Below are 17086 nucleotides of genomic sequence, written 5' to 3' on the forward strand. Positions count from 1 at the left end.
GGATATGAAATTAAAAATATATATAAAGACTTTGGGAATAGCTTTGGGTGTCATGCTATTTTCCGGATGTGATAATTGGTTGGATGTCCGACCGGAGTCGGAGTTGAACGAGGATCAGATGTTCGCTACCGAACAAGGGTATATGGATGCTCTGTACGGGGTGTACGTTAATATGGGGAAGAATGAGTTGTATGGCGGCTCTTTGCCGTTGACAATGGATCTTGTGGCTCAAACTTTTGATGTTGCTCCTGGAAGTGATTACGAGTATTTCAAGACTTTCGAGTATCAGAATCCATTATGCACGGGGATTATGGATTACGTGTGGGAACGGTTGTATTATTGCATTATGTTGACAAATAATATATTAAAGCATTTGGATGAAGTTACCCCCGAACAGTTTGACAGTTATTATTATTTACGAGGTGAATGTTTGGGACTCAGGGCTTTTCTGCATTACGAGTTGTTGCGTATTTTTGCTCCTGATATCAAGGATAAACCGGATTATTTGTCTATTCCTTACAAAAGGTTGTATTCTAATGATATAGAACCTCAATTGACTGTCGCTCAAGTTTTTGAAGATATTATTATTGATCTGGAGGCGGCTAAAGAAGCGCTTAAGAATGATGTGATTCGTACCAATCCTCCTGAATTTCTTGAGAATCAGAAGGAAAATGGAACATCGGAAGACGTGACGGAGAATAATGATCAGTATTATATTTCAACATTTTTGGAAAATCGTAAATATCGGATGAATTATTACGGGGTGTTGGCAACATTAGCAAGAGTTTACATAGATCGAGCTCAAGGTGATGATGTTGAAAAAGCTTATCAATATGCTAAAGAGGTTATTTCTTCCGGTAAATTCCGCTTGATTCAAAGAGATGATTTTATCAAGCCTTCTAATGAAGTGAAACAGCGTGATGCTCTTTTTTCCGACGAGTTTGTTTTTGCCCTTTTCTCCACGAAGGTAGATGCATTTTATACTTCTTGTTGTTATCCCGCATCCACTTTTACAAAACGTTTCCGGGTTCGGGATATTGCTTCTATCTTCGGAACAGAAGTGAATGATTTCCGGTATATGCTTACAGAACAGGATGAGGGGAATAGTAAGCATATTTTGTTGAAAAAACATCATGCCGATTATGAGAATTCTAAACAAAAAATCCGGATGTTGGGGTTGGCTGAAATGTATTATATTGCTGCCGAGGCTAAACCGGGAGAGGCTTACGAATTGATGGATGAAATTATGGTTTCCCGTGGTATTGTATGTCCTTTGACAGAGACTTCCAGCCGGGATAAGGTGATGGAGACAATCGTTAAGGAGTACCGGAAAGAGTTTATGGGAGACGGACAGTTATTTTTCATATTCAAACGATTGGTGAAAGAATCTTTCTTGTTGAATTTAAATCTGAATATTCGAAAAGATGATAAAGGACTGGTATTCCCTTTACCGGAGGCCGAAATAGAGTATGGAGAACGAGTATCTGAAATTTGGAAATAACAATATAAAGCGTGAAGTTATGAGTAGAATAATATTTTTGGTAGTGATCATACTGGCTTGTATCAGTCAGGCATGCGAAAAAGATCCTGCTTTTGAATTCAAAGGTGATGATCGTATCTATTTTGTATTTCCGAAATATATGTATGGTTCGGGTATTGAGGGATATGAACTGGATAGTGTTGTTTTCTCAATGGTCGGGGAGCCGGCATCCGTGTTGCAAGATACTTGTTGGATGAAGGTTAAACGGGTTGGTGAGCGTACGGAAATTGATAAGCGTTATGTGGTGACGGTCGTGAAAGATAGTTCTACGGCAGTGGAAGGTGTTGATTTTGAAGCATTGAAACCGGAATATGTTTTCCGGAAAAATATAGGTGTTGATTCTTTTCCTGTTATTGTAAAACGGGAACATTTGAAGACTGTTTTGAGTAAGAAAGTGATGTTTGCATTGCAGGAAACGGAGGATTTCAAGCTTGGATTCGTGGAATATTCCCGGATTAAATTGGTCGTGACAGACTTTTTACAAAGACCAGAATGGTGGTATCTGGTGAGTGGATGGCTGGGAGATTACCATTACATGAAATACGAGAAGTGGATCGAAGTAACAGGAAGTATGGATAAGAGTGACTCTCAGTCCTATCGTCAGTATTATTGTCTGCAGATCAAGGATTATTTTAATAACAATATTATTATTGATCCAATAACAAACGAGCGGGTAACTTGTGATTTATAAACGTTTGGTTTAATTAATTGAAGAACGTATGAAAAGAATATTTGCTGTTATATATATAATTATAACTTTCAGTTTTGTTGCTTGTTACGAGGATAAAGGGGATTATGATTATAAGGCGATTAATGAGATTAGTATATCCGGTATTCAGGAAAGTTATGAACGGATGAAATGGCAGGATTTGCGAATTACTCCCGAATTAAGTTTTTCACTTCATGAAAATGATTCTTTAGCTTATTGTTGGGAGGTAGATGGGCGTGTTGTTTCTATCGAACGAGATCTGGACTATAGTGTAGATGTAAATATAGCCGATGATGCTTATAAATGTAGGTATGTTGTAACAAATACGAATGGAAATGTCCGTTATTTTCAAGAGTTTGAATTGAAGGTTGTGACAGCATATAATCGAGGTTTGCTCATACTATCGGAGCAAGATGGAGAAAGTATGCTTTCTTTCCGTCCGGAGGGTGATAATAACGAGTTCCTGCATTGGGGGAATTTGTTTGCAGGTAAACCTTTGAGTTTGGAACAACCTTATTACATGGATGAAGATGTTACTATAACAACGTCGAAAGCAATTTATAGATTGGATAAACAACGAATGGAAGAAAAAAAGAAATATGATGGAGAGACGATGCTTGTTCCCGAATCAGATTTGGAAATAAGGTTCTGTAAATTTACAGATTATGTGGATGATCGAGATTTCGGTTGTATGATTAGTAAAAAGGGGCAGGTATATGTTTATAAAAGTAGAAATGATTTTTTCAGTACCCCTTCTCCGATTCCTTGTTTTGAAACGGCTTCTGAAAAAATGATTGATTATGAACTTTCGGATATTTGCTTTACATATACGATGTTTTACGGGCAGACGGGTTATTTCTTGGGATATGACAATAAAGTTGGTCAATTTTTACGTTTCGCTAATAAGTCAAGTGCTTCCACGGATCGGGATCAAATGAATTCCGTGACGGCTCGCGAGCCTATTATTGGTTTGCCTTTATTTGCATTAGGGCAATGGGATTACGGGAAGTGTATTTCTATCTTTTATGATCCGAAGTCGAATGTTGCAAAGGTGGTTGCTTCTCACACGAAGGATTTTGCTAATGTGACAGAATCGCAAGTGGAGACTTTGGATAATCACAAGTTTACCCCGGAAAGTAAAGTTGCTGTTTGTGATGCTACAGCTCGGGTGCTTTTCAATAGCGGGGTGGTTATTTATCAATCGAATGTGAGAAGTATGACATCTGCACCGACTGTTTTGAGTGATAAGTTACCGGCTATAGGTAAGATTACGATGTTGAAGTTATCTAATAATCGTAAATTCTTATACGTGGGGGTAGATTCCGGGCGAGAGGGTGAATTTAGAGGAGATATTTACGTGCTGGATGCTATTACGGGAGAAATTATAACGACTTACTCGGAAGTCGGAGGGGCCCCGGTAGATATTCTTGAAAAGTATTAATTTGTATAATATGAACGAGATCCTTGGGAGTTTACGCTCCCAAGGTATTGTTTTTCAAAATCGGAAAATGTGATGAAAATAATAGGATTGTTTTTGTGTTGTTGTATGTTTATGACTGTGTTTGCTCAAAAAGAAGAGGTTTTAAAAGCCGGAATGGAGTCTCCTGACTTCAAGTATAAGGATGTGAACGGTAAGACCATAAGTTTGAAGGATCTGAGAGGAAAATACGTTTATATTGATGTTTGGGCTACTTGGTGTACTCCTTGTCGGGGTGAATTACCTGATTTGAAAGAATTGGAGAAGAAATTAGAGGGGAAGAAAATTTGTTTTCTAAGTATATCTTGCGATAAAGATGTGGAGAAATGGAAACAGATGGTAAAGGATGAAAAGTTAGGGGGAATTCACGTGAATACGGGAGGAGATCAGGCTTTTATGAAAGCTTACGGGATTAAAGGCATTCCCCGGTTTATTCTGTTGGATAAAGAAGGGAAAATTGTCAATTTGGAGATGACACGTCCTTCTCAAAAGGTTACTTTGGAAACATTGATGAAGTTAGAAGGAATTGATTAATCATTATTGGAGATGAAATATATTTGTTGTTTATTTGTCTTGATCGTGTTTTGTGCGTGCCAGAAAAAGGATGAGGGATTTGTTGTACGAGGAGTTATAACGGGATACCCGGGGACTAAATTATTTGTTCGGGAGATTATACCGGGTAATGATGCATGGATTAATGATACACTTGAGGTAAAGGACGGTAAATTCGAGTATCGTGGAAAGGTGGAATCCCCGAGATTGATTTATTTTATTCCTCAGGATTTTTTAGGAAGGTATGAGTTGTTTTTAGAAAATTCTGAAATCGAATTAAATGTGGAAAACGGTCATTATAGAGATATAAAGGTGATCGGAAGTAAGTCACATGAAGAATTTACAGCAGTCACTCACGCTTCAAGAGAATTGCTGATAGCTTATAGCCAGTTCGAAAAACGGAGGAACGAGGCGTTTAAAACGGATACAGAATTGTATAAAAGAAGGGAGGATTCGACGAGTATCTGGGCCGGACGTCTACTCCGTTTTTTAGTTGAGCAGGTTAATTATTCCGGCAGTTTAGTCTTACCCTATTTTGCAAGTGAATGGATTAAGAGTGAAGATATTCAAAATATGGAAAGTTTTATAAATGGACTTAATCCGGAAGCAAGAGGTAGTGTTTATGCTCAATATTGCGAAAAAGCGTTGAAACAGGCAAAGAAAGTGCAACCGGGTAATAGTGCTTATGATTTTATGTTACAGGATATTGAAGGGAAAGAGTATCGTTTGTCGGATTTCAGGGGTAGTTATGTTTTGTTGGAGTTCAGTGCTTCTTGGTGTGGTTGGTGCAAGTTGGAGATTCCTTATTTGAAGCAAGTGTATGATCTGACTAAAGGAAAGAAGTTTTATATGTTCACGATAAATCTGGATAAAGAACGGAAATTGTGGGAGGAAGATGTGAAAAAGGAAAGTTTACCTTGGCCTATATTGTCCGATCTAAAAGCTTTTGACGGGGGTATTGCCGGAGAATATAATGTTAGCGGCATTCCCGTGATTTTCTTGATAGATCCGGATGGGAAAATTGTAACTAATAAATTACGAGGGGAGGGTATGATTTCTTTTATTGAGCAATTGTCTCTTTGAAAAAGTGATAAAAGTCAACTGATACATTACGAATCAGTTGACTTTATCGTATTTTTATTTTTAATCTATTTCAAGAAAATGAGAACCAATAGGGGAAACAAGTCTTTCAATCTCTCTTGTAATAATTTCTTGGCTCGGGCCCGTTGACTTTTTACGGTGTGGGTCGATATGTTTAGAGTATCGGCGACTTCTTTGATATCAAGGTTTTCTATGTAGCTTAACTTGAAAATTTTGCGGCATTCTTCTGGTAGGCCTTCAATGGCGGAGAATAATTCCCACATGACTTCATTTTCGATACGGTCGGCGATATAGTTGTGCGGGTCGGCTTCGGAGGTTTCCTGCCGGATGCGGTCATGGTGCCTGTTGTGTATGCTTGTAGATTTTAAATAGTTTATACAGGCATTACTGACTGTGGTATACAAATATGATTTTATGGCTATCGGGTTTTGGACGTTGATATTTTGTTCCCATATTTTGACGAAAACTTCTTGAACAATATCTTTTACACTATCCATATCTTTGATGTATTTACCGGCATAAAAACAAAGATGTTGATAGTGTTCGTTGAAAAGATTCTGTAAGAGTTTTTCCTTGTTCACCATAGTTCAAGTTTCGTGAAAGTGAAGCAAAGATAAAAATTAGCTGGAATAAATGTATATTTTTTTGTAGTTCATTACGCTCTTTTCTGTTCTTTGTTTGTTTTAGTATAAGAAACAGGATAAATATAATGAGTGCAGAAAACAAGATACAACGAATTAGTTATTTGATTTTTAGATCAATACATTCTTCTTTGTCTGATGAAGAACGGCAAGAATTGGACGCGTGGAGAAAAGAATCACCTGAAAATGAAGAACTGTATGGGAGATTGACGGGACAAAATTTCTCGACAGAGGATTATGAACGTTATCGACAGGTGCGGGAGACGGATGACTGGATGATGTTGCGGAAGAAACTTTATGCGTCCCGCAAGTCTATCTTTTCGTTAAAATGGTATTTGCGTTACGCGGCAGTTTTGTGTATCGGGATTGTTGCGTCTTATTGGCTATGGTTTTCCGGTGAGACGAAAGAGTTTCCCGAAATTACCGTGGTGCAACAGTATGAAACGCCTTCCGAGAATCTTCGGGCCGTGTTGGAATTGGCAAATGGAGAAACAATTGAATTGAATAAAGATCAGGCGGTTGACGAGAAACGGTTGAAAGAATTGGGGATTGTACAGGGGAAGTCTTCAATTGCTTACATGGACAAAGATTCGAGTTGTGTGGAGAAGCATGTCTTGCGGGTTCCGAGGGGTGGTGAATATATTCTTGTACTCTCGGATAACACGAAGGTGTGGATCAATTCAGAATCCGAGTTGCATTATCCCAGTTCTTTTTCGGGGGCAGAGAGGCGGGTATATATAGAAGGTGAAGCTTATTTTCAGGTGGCAAAGAATGCGTCACGGCCTTTCGTGGTGGAAACGGCGGGGATGGACGTGCGGGTGACCGGGACGGAGTTCAACGTGATGGCTTATAAGGATAAGGATCGGATTGAAACAACTTTGGTTGAAGGATGTGTGATTGTGGATGCCGGGGGAAAAGTTGTAAAAATGTCACCTAATATGCAGGCCGTGTTCTCGAAGGAGGATCAACTTTTGACGACCCGGGTCGTGCGTGCCAATCTTTTTTCTTCTTGGAAGGATGGGATTTTTGAATTTGATAATCTTCCGTTGCGTGAGATTGTTGATCAACTTGGGCGTTGGTATAATGTTGATTTTGTCTTTGAGGATGAGTCTTTGAGGGAAATTTATTTCACTGGAGCAGCGGAAAAGATGAAGCCGATAACGTTTATATTAGATTTAATTAAAGATACTCGGGTGATGAATTATCAAATAGATGGAAAAATTATAACGATAAAGAAGAAATAAACCGGAAAGTTTTGTACACACTTCCCGGTTAGATCATGAAACCAATACTTCCTCGCGTCTGGTAAATGAAAGGATAGTATTGATATGTTCCACTTATTAATTAACAAATGTATGAAAAAGAACCGAATGAACCTTGCTATATGGCAAGGAAAAGTTCCTCAAAATCTTTTTAGAAAAATGAGATTGACATTGTTTTTTTCTTTTATTATGCTTTTGCAGGTAGGAGCGATGAATGTTTCTATCGCGCAGAAGCGGGTAACACTTTCTCTGAAGGATGTTATGTTGAAAGATTTTTTTGCAGAACTGCGACAGCAGACAGGAGACATTATTGTCTTTAGTAACACGGAGATCAATACTACACAGCGTGTCTCCGTGGATACAAAAAATGAGTTGATTACGGATATTCTCGACCGGGTATTAAAGAATCTGGATTTGGGATATAAAGTTGTCGAGGGGTATATTGTTGTTTTTAAGCATGTTCCGCAAAAGCAAGCGAAGAGCGTGTCCGGTCTGGTGACGGATAAGAATAAAGAATCACTTCCCGGGGTAACGGTACTTGTAAAGGGATCTTCGATTGGTGTCGTGACGGATATCGACGGACGATACCGGCTTGTGTTGCCGGAGCAGAAGGATATTTTTTTGGTCTTCTCGTTTGTCGGGATGAAAACGCAGGAGGTAAAATACACGGGACAGGATTCGATAAACGTGGTCTTGGAGGAGGACGTGGAGGCTTTGAATGAGGTTGTCGTGACCGGAATCTTTCGTCGGAATAAAGAACTGGCAACGGGTGCCTCGACAACAATCACGAGTAAGGAGTTGAAACAGATCGGGAATCAAAATATTTTGCAGAGTTTGCGTACGTTGGACCCTTCTTTTAAAATCGTGGAGAGTAAGTTAAACGGTTCAAATCCGAACGTTTTACCGGAAGTTGAGTTGCGTGGGGCGAATGGGATCACGGATTTGGATGCAAATTATAAAGGGAATCCCAATCAACCCTTATTTATTTTGGACGGATTTGAAACCACGTTACAGAGGGTTATTGATATGGACCCGAATCGAGTAGAGTCGATTACTATTCTGAAAGATGCGTCGGCTGCGGCTCTATACGGTTCCCGTTCGGCTAATGGGGTCATTGTAATCGAGACGAAAGCTCCCGAAATGGGACGGTTGCAGGTGACGTATACAGGGGATTATGCTGTTGTTATCCCGGATTTGTCGGATTATGATTTGTTGAATGCCCGGGAGAAGTTGGAGTTGCAATTGGAAGCCGGGCATTTTGAGGCGACCAATAGTGCTACTTATAATAGTTTACAGGATTACTATAACCGCTTGCGGAAGAACGTGGAGGAAGGGGTTGACACGTATTGGTTGTCAAAGCCCGTACAGACGGGGTTTGAGCATCGTCATAACATCCGACTGGAGGGTGGTGATAAAGTTTTACGTTATAGTATGAACCTGACGGCTCGTTTTGCCCCGGGTGTGATGAAAGAATCGGGAAGAACCAATTACGAGGGTGGTATGTTTCTTTCGTATCGTCTGAGTAATCTGATATTCAAGAATGATTTGCAATTGACCTATAATCTGGCGAAGAATTCACCTTATGGCGAGTTTTACCAGTATACTCAAACGAATCCTTACCAGAAACCTTATGATGAAAACGGGAAGTTAATTAAGATTTTTGATCAGCAAGCGCCTAGTTATTTTGAAGAGTATAATCGTAATCCGTTATATGATGCGGATTTGAATATCACGGATCAAGAGGACTATCTTAATTTCGTGAATAATTTTTCTATCGAGTGGAATATCTCGGAGTTATTTACTTTGATGGGGCGTTTCAGCATTACTCGGCAAACGGGAGAAACAAATTATTTTCTTCCGGCTCAACATTCCAAGTTCTCGAAAATGGGTGACCCGGTTTCTGACCCGGAAGAGTATATGCGTCGGGGGGAGTTCAAGTGGAACACGGACAAGAGTTTCAGCGTGTTGGGGGATATAAATCTGCGGTACGGTCAGTCGTTTGGAAAACACAGTATTTATGCCGTGGGAGGATTTAATATATCCCAGACGACAATAGACGGGCGAGAGATTAAAGCGGAAGGTTTCCCGAGTCAGAATATGAATGATATCGGTTTTGCGAAACAATATTACAAGGATTCACGTCCGACATCGACTTATAATATCAGTCGGTTGGCCGGGGTGTTGATCACGGCCAACTATGCCTATGATAATAAATATTTGTTTGATGCGTCGCTGAAATATGATGGTTCGTCCAACTTCGGTTCGAATCAGCGGTATGCCCCGGTGTGGTCTGTCGGGTTGGGATGGAATATTCACCGGGAGAAGTTTATGGAGAAAGCAATCGCTATCACCCAGCTTAAATTGCGGGCTTCTTATGGAGTGACGGCTTCCCAGAGTTTTTCTCCTTATCAGGCCATGCGGAAGTACCAATATGATATTGAAAGGCAATATGCCGGAATTATTCCCGCCACGATGAAGGGTTTGGGAAATGATGATTTGAAGTGGCAACAGACGAAGGTGACCAACCTGGGAGTGGATTTCAGTGCGTTTCAGGATCGGTTGAGTATGAGCGTGGACGTGTATAAACGTAATACGACGAATTTGCTGGCTGACGTGACGATTGCTCCCTCGCTGGGATTTTTGTCCTATACCGAGAACGTGGGAGAAACGGAAAATAAAGGGGCTGAGGTTTCCATGCGTTACATGATACTCCGGGATACGCACAAGAATATTTTCTGGAGTGTGAATTTATCCGGTGCTAATAATTCCAATAAGATCACGAAGATTAGTAACGCCATGAAGAAGAGAAATGATGACGTGAAGCAAAAAGCGTATGAAGAGAATACGACGACACCTTTGTTGCTTTACGAGGAAGGAAATTCCGTGACGAGTATTTATGCCGTACGTTCTTTGGGTATTGATCCTTCGAATGGTAAAGAGATGTTTTTGACGAAAACGGGAGTAAAAACGTATACTTGGAACACGAATGATCAGGTGAAAGTCGGGGATACCCGCCCGGATTTGGAAGGTGTTTTGGGTACGTCGATTACTTGGAAGAATCTTTATTTCAGTGCGAATTTCAGGTATATGTTCGGTGGACAAACTTATAATTCTACTTTGGTGGATCGGGTGGAGAATGCGAATCTTTACCAGAACGTGGATCGTCGGGTCTACGAGAACAGGTGGCGGGAAGCCGGGGACGAGTCTTTCTTCAAGGATATAAAGAGCACGGATAAGACGAAACAATCCAGCCGGTTCGTGCAGGATGAGAATGTTTTAAGTTGTGAATCTATCAGTATCGGGTATGATATTATGGCTCCCAAGATTTTGAATGCTATCGGGGCGGATCGAATCAAGATTACCGGTTACCTGAATGATGCTTTCCGTTTTTCATCCGTGAAACAGGAACGTGGTTTGAATTATCCTTTCGCGAGGAGGTTTGCATTTTCGTTGAACATTTCATTTTAATTCATAAATAAGAGTAATGATGAAAAAAGTAATAATATACACGCTGTTGGTATCCGGTCTCTTTTCGGTATTAACATCTTGCGAGAACTGGTTTGATGTCAGTCCTAAAGTTGAAATCAAGGAAGATGATTTATTCAAGAATGAGGACGGGTATTTTGATGCGCTGGTGGGAGTCTATTCCTTGATGGCTTCCGAGAATCTGTACGGGAAGAATATGACAATGGGTTTTATGGATGCGTTGGTACAGAATTATTATGTTACAAGTGCCGCTCATCCATTCTACTATGCGGTGAGATATGATTACATGCATAATGCCAGCCGCACGATTATTGACGAATTCTGGAACAAGATGTACGAGGCGGTGGTGAATACCAACAATGTTTTGACAAGGTTGGAAAAAGCGAGTAAGTCTACTTTTTCGGATGATAATTATAATCTGATCAAGGGGGAGGCACTGGCTTTACGCGCTTATCTGCATTTTGATTTGTTGCGTATGTTCGGTCCTTCTTTCAAGATGGATAAAGAGCGTAAATGTATCCCGTACGTGAAGACGGTTTCCAAACAGAATACTCCGTATAGTAGTCCTGTTGAGGTCGTTAATGCTTGCGTTGAGGATTTGGAAGAGGCTTTGACGTGTCTGGCAAATGATCCCGTGAAGAATAGTGTGCAGGAAACGGATAATATTTATCTGATGAACCGGAAAACTCGCTTGAACGTCTATGCCGTGCAGGGGTTGTTGGCGAGAGTGTATATGTACGGGGAAAATAAAGAGAAGGCGTTGGAATATGCTTTAAAACTGGTCGATAACGATACTTTAACTTTGACCACGAATATGTCCGGAGTTCGAAACGATCGGGTGTTTTCACAAGAATTGTTGTTTGGGCTTTTCGTGGATAAGATCGCAACTTGGGCAGATCAATATTTTAAATCCAGTTCGATGGGGTACGAGTTGCAGCAGTTGGAGTACTATCTGGACTTGATGTATGATAAAACGGCCGGACTGGGGAATGATGTTCGATATAGTGAGCTATTTGACATTGCGGATTATTACGGGAAGCAGAAGAAGTATTTGCAACTTTCCACGGATAGTTATAATGCTAAATACAGGGTACCGATGTTGCGTCTTTCTGAAATGTATTACGTCGCTGCCGAGTGTACCACGGACTTGGAAGAGTCTGCCCGTTGGCTGAATCTTGTGCGTAAAGCCAGGGGATTGGAGGAGAGAGCGTTTACCAGTTTTAGCGAGGTCGAATCTTACCTGACTGCGGAGTATAGGAGAGAGTTTTATAGTGAAGGACAATTGTTCTATCGTTATAAATGGTTGAACGCGACGGCAATTGATTATAGTACGGTAAGTATTGCCGACAAGCTTGAAGAAGTGTATGTATTCCCCTTGCCGGATCAGGAACGGGAATTCGGGGGAGTGGCGAATGGTAATAATTAAGAAGGAGGTCATGATGAAAACAACAAATATATTTGTAATAGGATTATTGATGCTCGTTGCTGTTATCGGGTGTTCGGAAGAAGACGGATTTGATTATGCCGGAGGAGCTCAGGTGTATTTTGAACGGGTTGCCGGATCGGGAACTGCGGATAGTACCACATACTCTTTTGCTGTCCGGGATAATGACCTGCAATCCGACGTGATTGAAATCCCTCTTGTTGTTACCGGGAAGAGCGTGGATTATAACCGGGAGGTGAATCTTGTTGTCGTGGATGAGAAGACCACGGCAGTAAAGGATGTTGATTACACGATGGAGAAGGTGGTTATTGTTGCCGGAGATGGGAAGGCTGTTTTGAAAATCAAGGTGAATCGTACGGAAGATTTGAAATCGGAAGAACGGGTTATATTTTTACAAATCCTGCCGTCGGAGGGCTTGGGTGTTGATGTCGACACCACGTGGCTGGATTATAAAGTTAAGATTAATGATATCCTGACCAAACCGGCACGTTGGATTTATGAATGTCAACCTTATTTCGGAACGTATAGTAAAGTGAAATATCGTTATATCATTGACGTTTTGGGTATATGGGATTTCCCGGATAGCGGGGAGAATGCGATACCCAAGGGACAGATGTTGTTTTACAAGGACAAGATGAAGAGTGAATTGGCCAGGTGGGAGAAGGAGAATAATAAGCAGATGCTGGATGAGAATAATGTACACGTGGATTTTGACAGATAAAATGAGCATGTTATGAAAAGATTAATCAAATTATATAGTATAGTGCTTTGCTCTTGGTTTGTATGGGGCTGTTATGATGATAAAGGAAACTATGATTATTCGGATTTGGGCGAGGTATTGCTGAAGATTGATGCCGAGGAAACTGTTATGTACGGGGAGACGTTGGAAATGTCCCCGGAAATAACCCTGAAAAGAACGACGGCCGAAGAATACGATTGGGCTTGGGATGTCGCCTCCAAGACAAGTAGTGCGGTTCCGGAGTTCAAGCGGATTGCCGAGACAAGGGAATTGAAGATTGAAGATTTCAGGGAAGAGGTGGGTGTGTACGATTTGCGTTTTTGTGCTATTCACAAGGCTTCCAAGGTTGAAACTTATGCCTATTGTAAACTGACGGTCGATAACGGGTTGTCAAAAGTATATTTACTGTTATCACAACAGCCTGACGGGCAATATGATATTGACGCAGTCACGCATCCGGGAGGAATCGTGCGGTTAAATCAATATTCGTTGATCAATAACGAGTATATCCCGAATGCCGAGAAGTTGTTTTACGTGAATAGTACTCAAACTCGTGACGAGCGTTTGTACCTGACTCAAACCGAGGGAGGAAAGACGATAAGCCCGATTGATCTGGCGTATCAGGGAGAAGCTGACGGGTGGTTCTTTGATGCACCTGCGGATATCCGGGTGTCTCATCTGTTGACGGATTTAGCGGCTCGGGATCAGTTTATGGTTTGTGACGGAGGAATTCATTACATGAATAACGTGCAAGTCCCGTTGAAAGCATCCGTGCGTTGTCGTCTGGATGATCTGGATTATAATATTACCGGTGTCGGGACGATGCATAATTCCAGCGGCTTGGGAAGATACGCTTTTTATGATGATAAGAACGGGCGTTTCCTGGAGTGGAAATTTGCTTACGGGCAGAACTATCTGGGAGAATTAACCGCTGCGTCTACGGCTGCCTTTGATCCCTTGAAGATAAACAAACGATTTGTCACGGATATTAGCGGTAAAGAGGATCGTTGCTGGTTCCTGTTTGATGACGGGACAGACATGTACTTGTATACCTTCAAGGATGGAGCCGGGGTGTATTATAACGTGACTCTCGAACCTTATGAAGCTCCGGTGAAACTGGATGCAGCTCTTCGGGAGACCTTCTTGAAAGCGACCGCTTTCGGGGCATTGAAGACGGCCGATAAGTTTTATTATGCCGTGGATAATGTTATCTGGATATACAATGCTTCCACGCACAAGACCGAGCCGGAACCTTTCTATACCGATCCGGATGCTAATATGCGATTCGTGAAGATATTCTACCGGGATAAGGATGAGGCAGAGATCGTTTTTGCAGGGAATAGCGGTGACGAAGGACATTTCTTCCGGGCAAAGGTAGATTACACGGGACGTTTGGCCGAGCCGACGGAGAAAGAGCCGGAACCGTTCAAGTCTTATAGCGGCTTCGGTAAGATAAAGGATTTTGTTTATAAATATAAAGCCCATTCCTGATGAAAGTATTGTTGTTTCTTGTGATAGCGGGCTTCCTGATCGGGGAAGCCTCTGCACAAAACCGTTCTATCGAGTTTCGGAAAGATGAATGGAAGAAGATATTGGAGGTTGCCCGGTCGGAGAATAAGATGATTTTCGTGGATTGCTACACGTCTTGGTGCGGCCCGTGCAAGATGTTGTCGAATACCGTGTTTACAAATGATTCGGTGGCGGATTTTTATAACCAGCATTTCATCAACGTGAAGGTGGATATGGAGAAAGGGGAGGGACCGGAATTAGCCAAGCGATACGAGGTGAAAGCTTTCCCGACACTTCTTTATGTTGACAAGGCGGGAGATCTGGTTCATTGTGTCGTGGGTTTTCAACCCGTGCGAAAGTTGATTCAAGAGGGAGGTGTGGCGATGGATGGGGGTATGACGTTGCTTGCCTTGCAGAAGCGTTATGACGCGGGGGAGCGGGATCCCGAATTTGTCCGGACGTATATTTCAAAATTGAGCGAGGCGTACAGACCCAAATTACAGGAGAGCGTGGCGACGGAGTACATAAACACGTTGACCGACGAGCAGTTTTATACCCGTGATTGTTGGAATATCATGGTTTATAATTTGCAGAATCCCTTGTCTCCTTTATTGAAAAAATTGGTAAAAAATCGAGCCCGTTTTTACCAGATCGTGGCTAAAGATACGGTTGATATGTTTATAGATTATACCTTTCGGAGTAAAGTTGGGGGATTTACCTGGTGGGAGGCCGAGAAGCACGGCCCTTTTAATCAGAAAGGATATGATGAATACGTGGCTTATCTGTTGTCGTTAAATCTGCCGGAAGTCCCGAGGTATCTGGCTTCTCTTTACACGGCCCGTAAAGTGGCCGACGGGGATTACCGGGGAATGCTGGACGAGATGCATAAGGCTTTGAGTTACGGTTTTTTCTATGGAGATAATAAGCTGAGTTATATCCAGAATTACATCATCCGTTTGGAAAAATGTAGTGATGTTTCCTTGAAACAGGAGGCTATCGGTTGGATGGAGGCGTTGATGGACGAATACCCGGTAGGGTATTATAAATCCGAATACATGCGATTGAAAGCCCGTTTGCTGAAATCTCTGGGAAAGGAGAAGGAGGCTACGGATCTGGAGGCTGAAGCGAGGGTGGTGAGGATGCAGCATTGAGTTGTATAAAGTTGTTTAATGAATAGAGGTTTTCCTGTCAATAATCGAGAGGGAAACCTCTTTTTTTGAAGTGGTTAATTGTTTGGCGATCGACATTTCAGGGTACGAGTGGTAGTGCTTGAATTATCAATAAAACAATTAACTGTGAATCTGGTGTATTGCAAGGTATTCTCACCTGACACTCACTCGTGTCTCGCTTGTATTTCGTGTAAGCGTTACGTGTAAATTGAGGGTAGATCGTTTATCTCGATAATTGATGCATAATCGAAGCATAATTGATCCCTGGTTAATTTACTAGTGAAGCACTAGTGAGAGTGTATTGAAATACTAAGGCGTGTGCGAGGTAAGACACTACCTGTTTTCGTGGTGTGGCATGATTTATTTTGTCAAAATAACGTGGGGTCACGTCGCAGGCTTCGCGTGATTCGGTCTTTTATAATATCGTCGTCCTTTACCTGTCCGACGAGCTTTGGAGAAGCGGGATCATGTAGTTGACGGTTTCGGAGTGGTTTGTGTTCCGCCGTGTTGGCGTAACAATACAGGCAACCGTTGAAACAAGTGTCGTAAGTACCGATGTCGATGCTTTCAATGCAACGGCACACGTCCCGCTGATTTTTGTCTTTCCGGGTGGAGATCGGGTAGCCCGTGATCCTTTCTACCAGTTCCCGGTCGATGCACATCCCGGCGGGAATACCCATGTCTGTAAGGTCTATTTTCACGGTACACGTGTTCAATAGTAGAGGGGTGTCATCAATCGTTTGGCGGAAAGAGATGGCCATTTCCTGTATTTCTTCCGTGGTGAGCAGACCGATGTTCATGGATCGCAGGGTAGCATGGATGTGCTTGTAATGGTCGATAAAACCGAGCATGCATTTTTCCGTGTAATCTTTCAGGCGAGTAGCGATTTCAGCGAAAGCGGTCTTGTGGAAGTCCGTGTTATATTTTTCATTTGTCAGGATCGGGTCGTAACGCCAGATGACTTTTTCTTTACCAATCCGGTCGGAGAGGCGTTTGAACGTGTCAATTCTTTTGTCTAGGGAGGGTAAATTAGCCTCGATTTCTTTCCCGTAAGGATTTAACGTGAATTGAAAATAGTATTTAAAATTTTCCAATTGGTCGAGTTTGTCGAGCATCGGTGCGGGATTTTTAGTCCAGAACACGATACAATCCACCACGTCCGGGGTCAAGCTAACACGACTTACCTGTTTCGGGTTAAACGGGTTGGGCACGAGAACGAATTTCTCCCGGATACGATTCAAAAACCATTCCGAGTAAAACGAGGGGATATCTGTTCTTCTACTTACGCTAATTATCATGTAGTAAAATTACACCTTTCCGTGATATGGAACAATTACGCGGGTGAAAATTATTTGAAAAAACGAGAACTCTCGATAGTAACATTCCTTTAGCACGAATGTAATCATTTGGTAATATCGCTACTCTTTCTTTGTGGTATCAAAATGAAAAGAAAAAGA

General features: G+C 41.7%; 13 protein-coding genes. 11 read left to right on the plus strand and 2 right to left on the minus strand.

All coding sequences use genetic code 11. The features are described 5' to 3' along the window. The first annotated feature begins 4 nt into the window (after positions 1 to 4). The 5 genes from DWW52_RS14860 (at position 5) to DWW52_RS14880 (ending at position 5361) form a co-directional block, all read left to right on the plus strand. A complete protein-coding gene (locus tag DWW52_RS14860) occupies positions 5 to 1501 on the plus strand; it encodes a RagB/SusD family nutrient uptake outer membrane protein (RefSeq protein WP_118716292.1) in 1497 nt (498 codons plus the stop codon). A gap of 19 nt (positions 1502 to 1520) precedes the next feature. Next, positions 1521 to 2231 carry a DUF4843 domain-containing protein gene (locus tag DWW52_RS14865; protein ID WP_158582621.1) on the plus strand — a complete coding sequence of 237 codons (711 nt, stop codon included), beginning with the start codon at positions 1521 to 1523 and terminating at the stop codon, positions 2229 to 2231. Between the two features lie 28 nt (positions 2232 to 2259). Next, a complete protein-coding gene (locus DWW52_RS14870; RefSeq protein WP_118716294.1) occupies positions 2260 to 3690 on the plus strand; it encodes a PKD-like family lipoprotein in 1431 nt (476 codons plus the stop codon). 72 nt (positions 3691 to 3762) lie between these two features. Continuing rightward, positions 3763 to 4260, plus strand: a complete 498-nt coding sequence (locus tag DWW52_RS14875; RefSeq protein ID WP_118716295.1) for a TlpA disulfide reductase family protein — start codon at positions 3763 to 3765, stop codon at positions 4258 to 4260. A 12-nt stretch (positions 4261 to 4272) separates the two neighbouring features. Continuing rightward, complete coding sequence (locus tag DWW52_RS14880; RefSeq protein WP_118716296.1) at positions 4273 to 5361, plus strand: TlpA disulfide reductase family protein; 1089 nt, start codon at positions 4273 to 4275, stop codon at positions 5359 to 5361. Positions 5362 to 5426: 65 nt separating this feature from the next. Here the strand turns inward: DWW52_RS14880 and DWW52_RS14885 are convergent, their stop codons facing one another. Next, complete coding sequence (locus tag DWW52_RS14885) at positions 5427 to 5963, minus strand: RNA polymerase sigma-70 factor (RefSeq protein WP_118716297.1); 537 nt, start codon at positions 5961 to 5963, stop codon at positions 5427 to 5429. A 125-nt stretch (positions 5964 to 6088) separates the two neighbouring features. On the opposite strand from DWW52_RS14885, the gene DWW52_RS14890 reads away from it, so the two are divergent. From DWW52_RS14890 to DWW52_RS14915, 6 genes are all read left to right on the plus strand, one after another. After that, positions 6089 to 7264 (plus strand): FecR family protein, encoded by a 1176-nt coding sequence (locus DWW52_RS14890; protein ID WP_118716298.1) that lies wholly within the window; start codon positions 6089 to 6091, stop codon positions 7262 to 7264. A gap of 111 nt (positions 7265 to 7375) precedes the next feature. Further along, positions 7376 to 10750, plus strand: a complete 3375-nt coding sequence (locus DWW52_RS14895; protein WP_158582622.1) for a SusC/RagA family TonB-linked outer membrane protein — start codon at positions 7376 to 7378, stop codon at positions 10748 to 10750. A 19-nt stretch (positions 10751 to 10769) separates the two neighbouring features. Continuing rightward, positions 10770 to 12194: a RagB/SusD family nutrient uptake outer membrane protein gene (locus DWW52_RS14900; RefSeq protein ID WP_158582623.1), complete on the plus strand. Its 1425-nt coding sequence runs from the start codon at positions 10770 to 10772 to the stop codon at positions 12192 to 12194. A gap of 10 nt (positions 12195 to 12204) precedes the next feature. Continuing rightward, positions 12205 to 12933 carry a DUF4843 domain-containing protein gene (locus tag DWW52_RS14905; RefSeq protein ID WP_158582624.1) on the plus strand — a complete coding sequence of 243 codons (729 nt, stop codon included), beginning with the start codon at positions 12205 to 12207 and terminating at the stop codon, positions 12931 to 12933. A gap of 12 nt (positions 12934 to 12945) precedes the next feature. Continuing rightward, entirely contained in the window at positions 12946 to 14442 is a 1497-nt protein-coding gene (locus DWW52_RS14910; protein WP_118716302.1) for a PKD-like family lipoprotein, read from the plus strand. Further along, entirely contained in the window at positions 14442 to 15611 is a 1170-nt protein-coding gene (locus DWW52_RS14915; RefSeq protein WP_118716303.1) for a thioredoxin domain-containing protein, read from the plus strand. Before DWW52_RS14910 ends, DWW52_RS14915 begins: the two co-directional genes overlap by 1 nt. Positions 15612 to 15997: 386 nt before the next feature. Here the strand turns inward: DWW52_RS14915 and DWW52_RS14920 are convergent, their stop codons facing one another. Further along, complete coding sequence (locus DWW52_RS14920; RefSeq protein ID WP_118716304.1) at positions 15998 to 16927, minus strand: DUF1848 domain-containing protein; 930 nt, start codon at positions 16925 to 16927, stop codon at positions 15998 to 16000. Positions 16928 to 17086: the final 159 nt, after the last annotated feature.

The organism is Odoribacter sp. AF15-53, assembly GCF_003479425.1.
Lineage (GTDB): Bacteria > Bacteroidota > Bacteroidia > Bacteroidales > Marinifilaceae > Butyricimonas.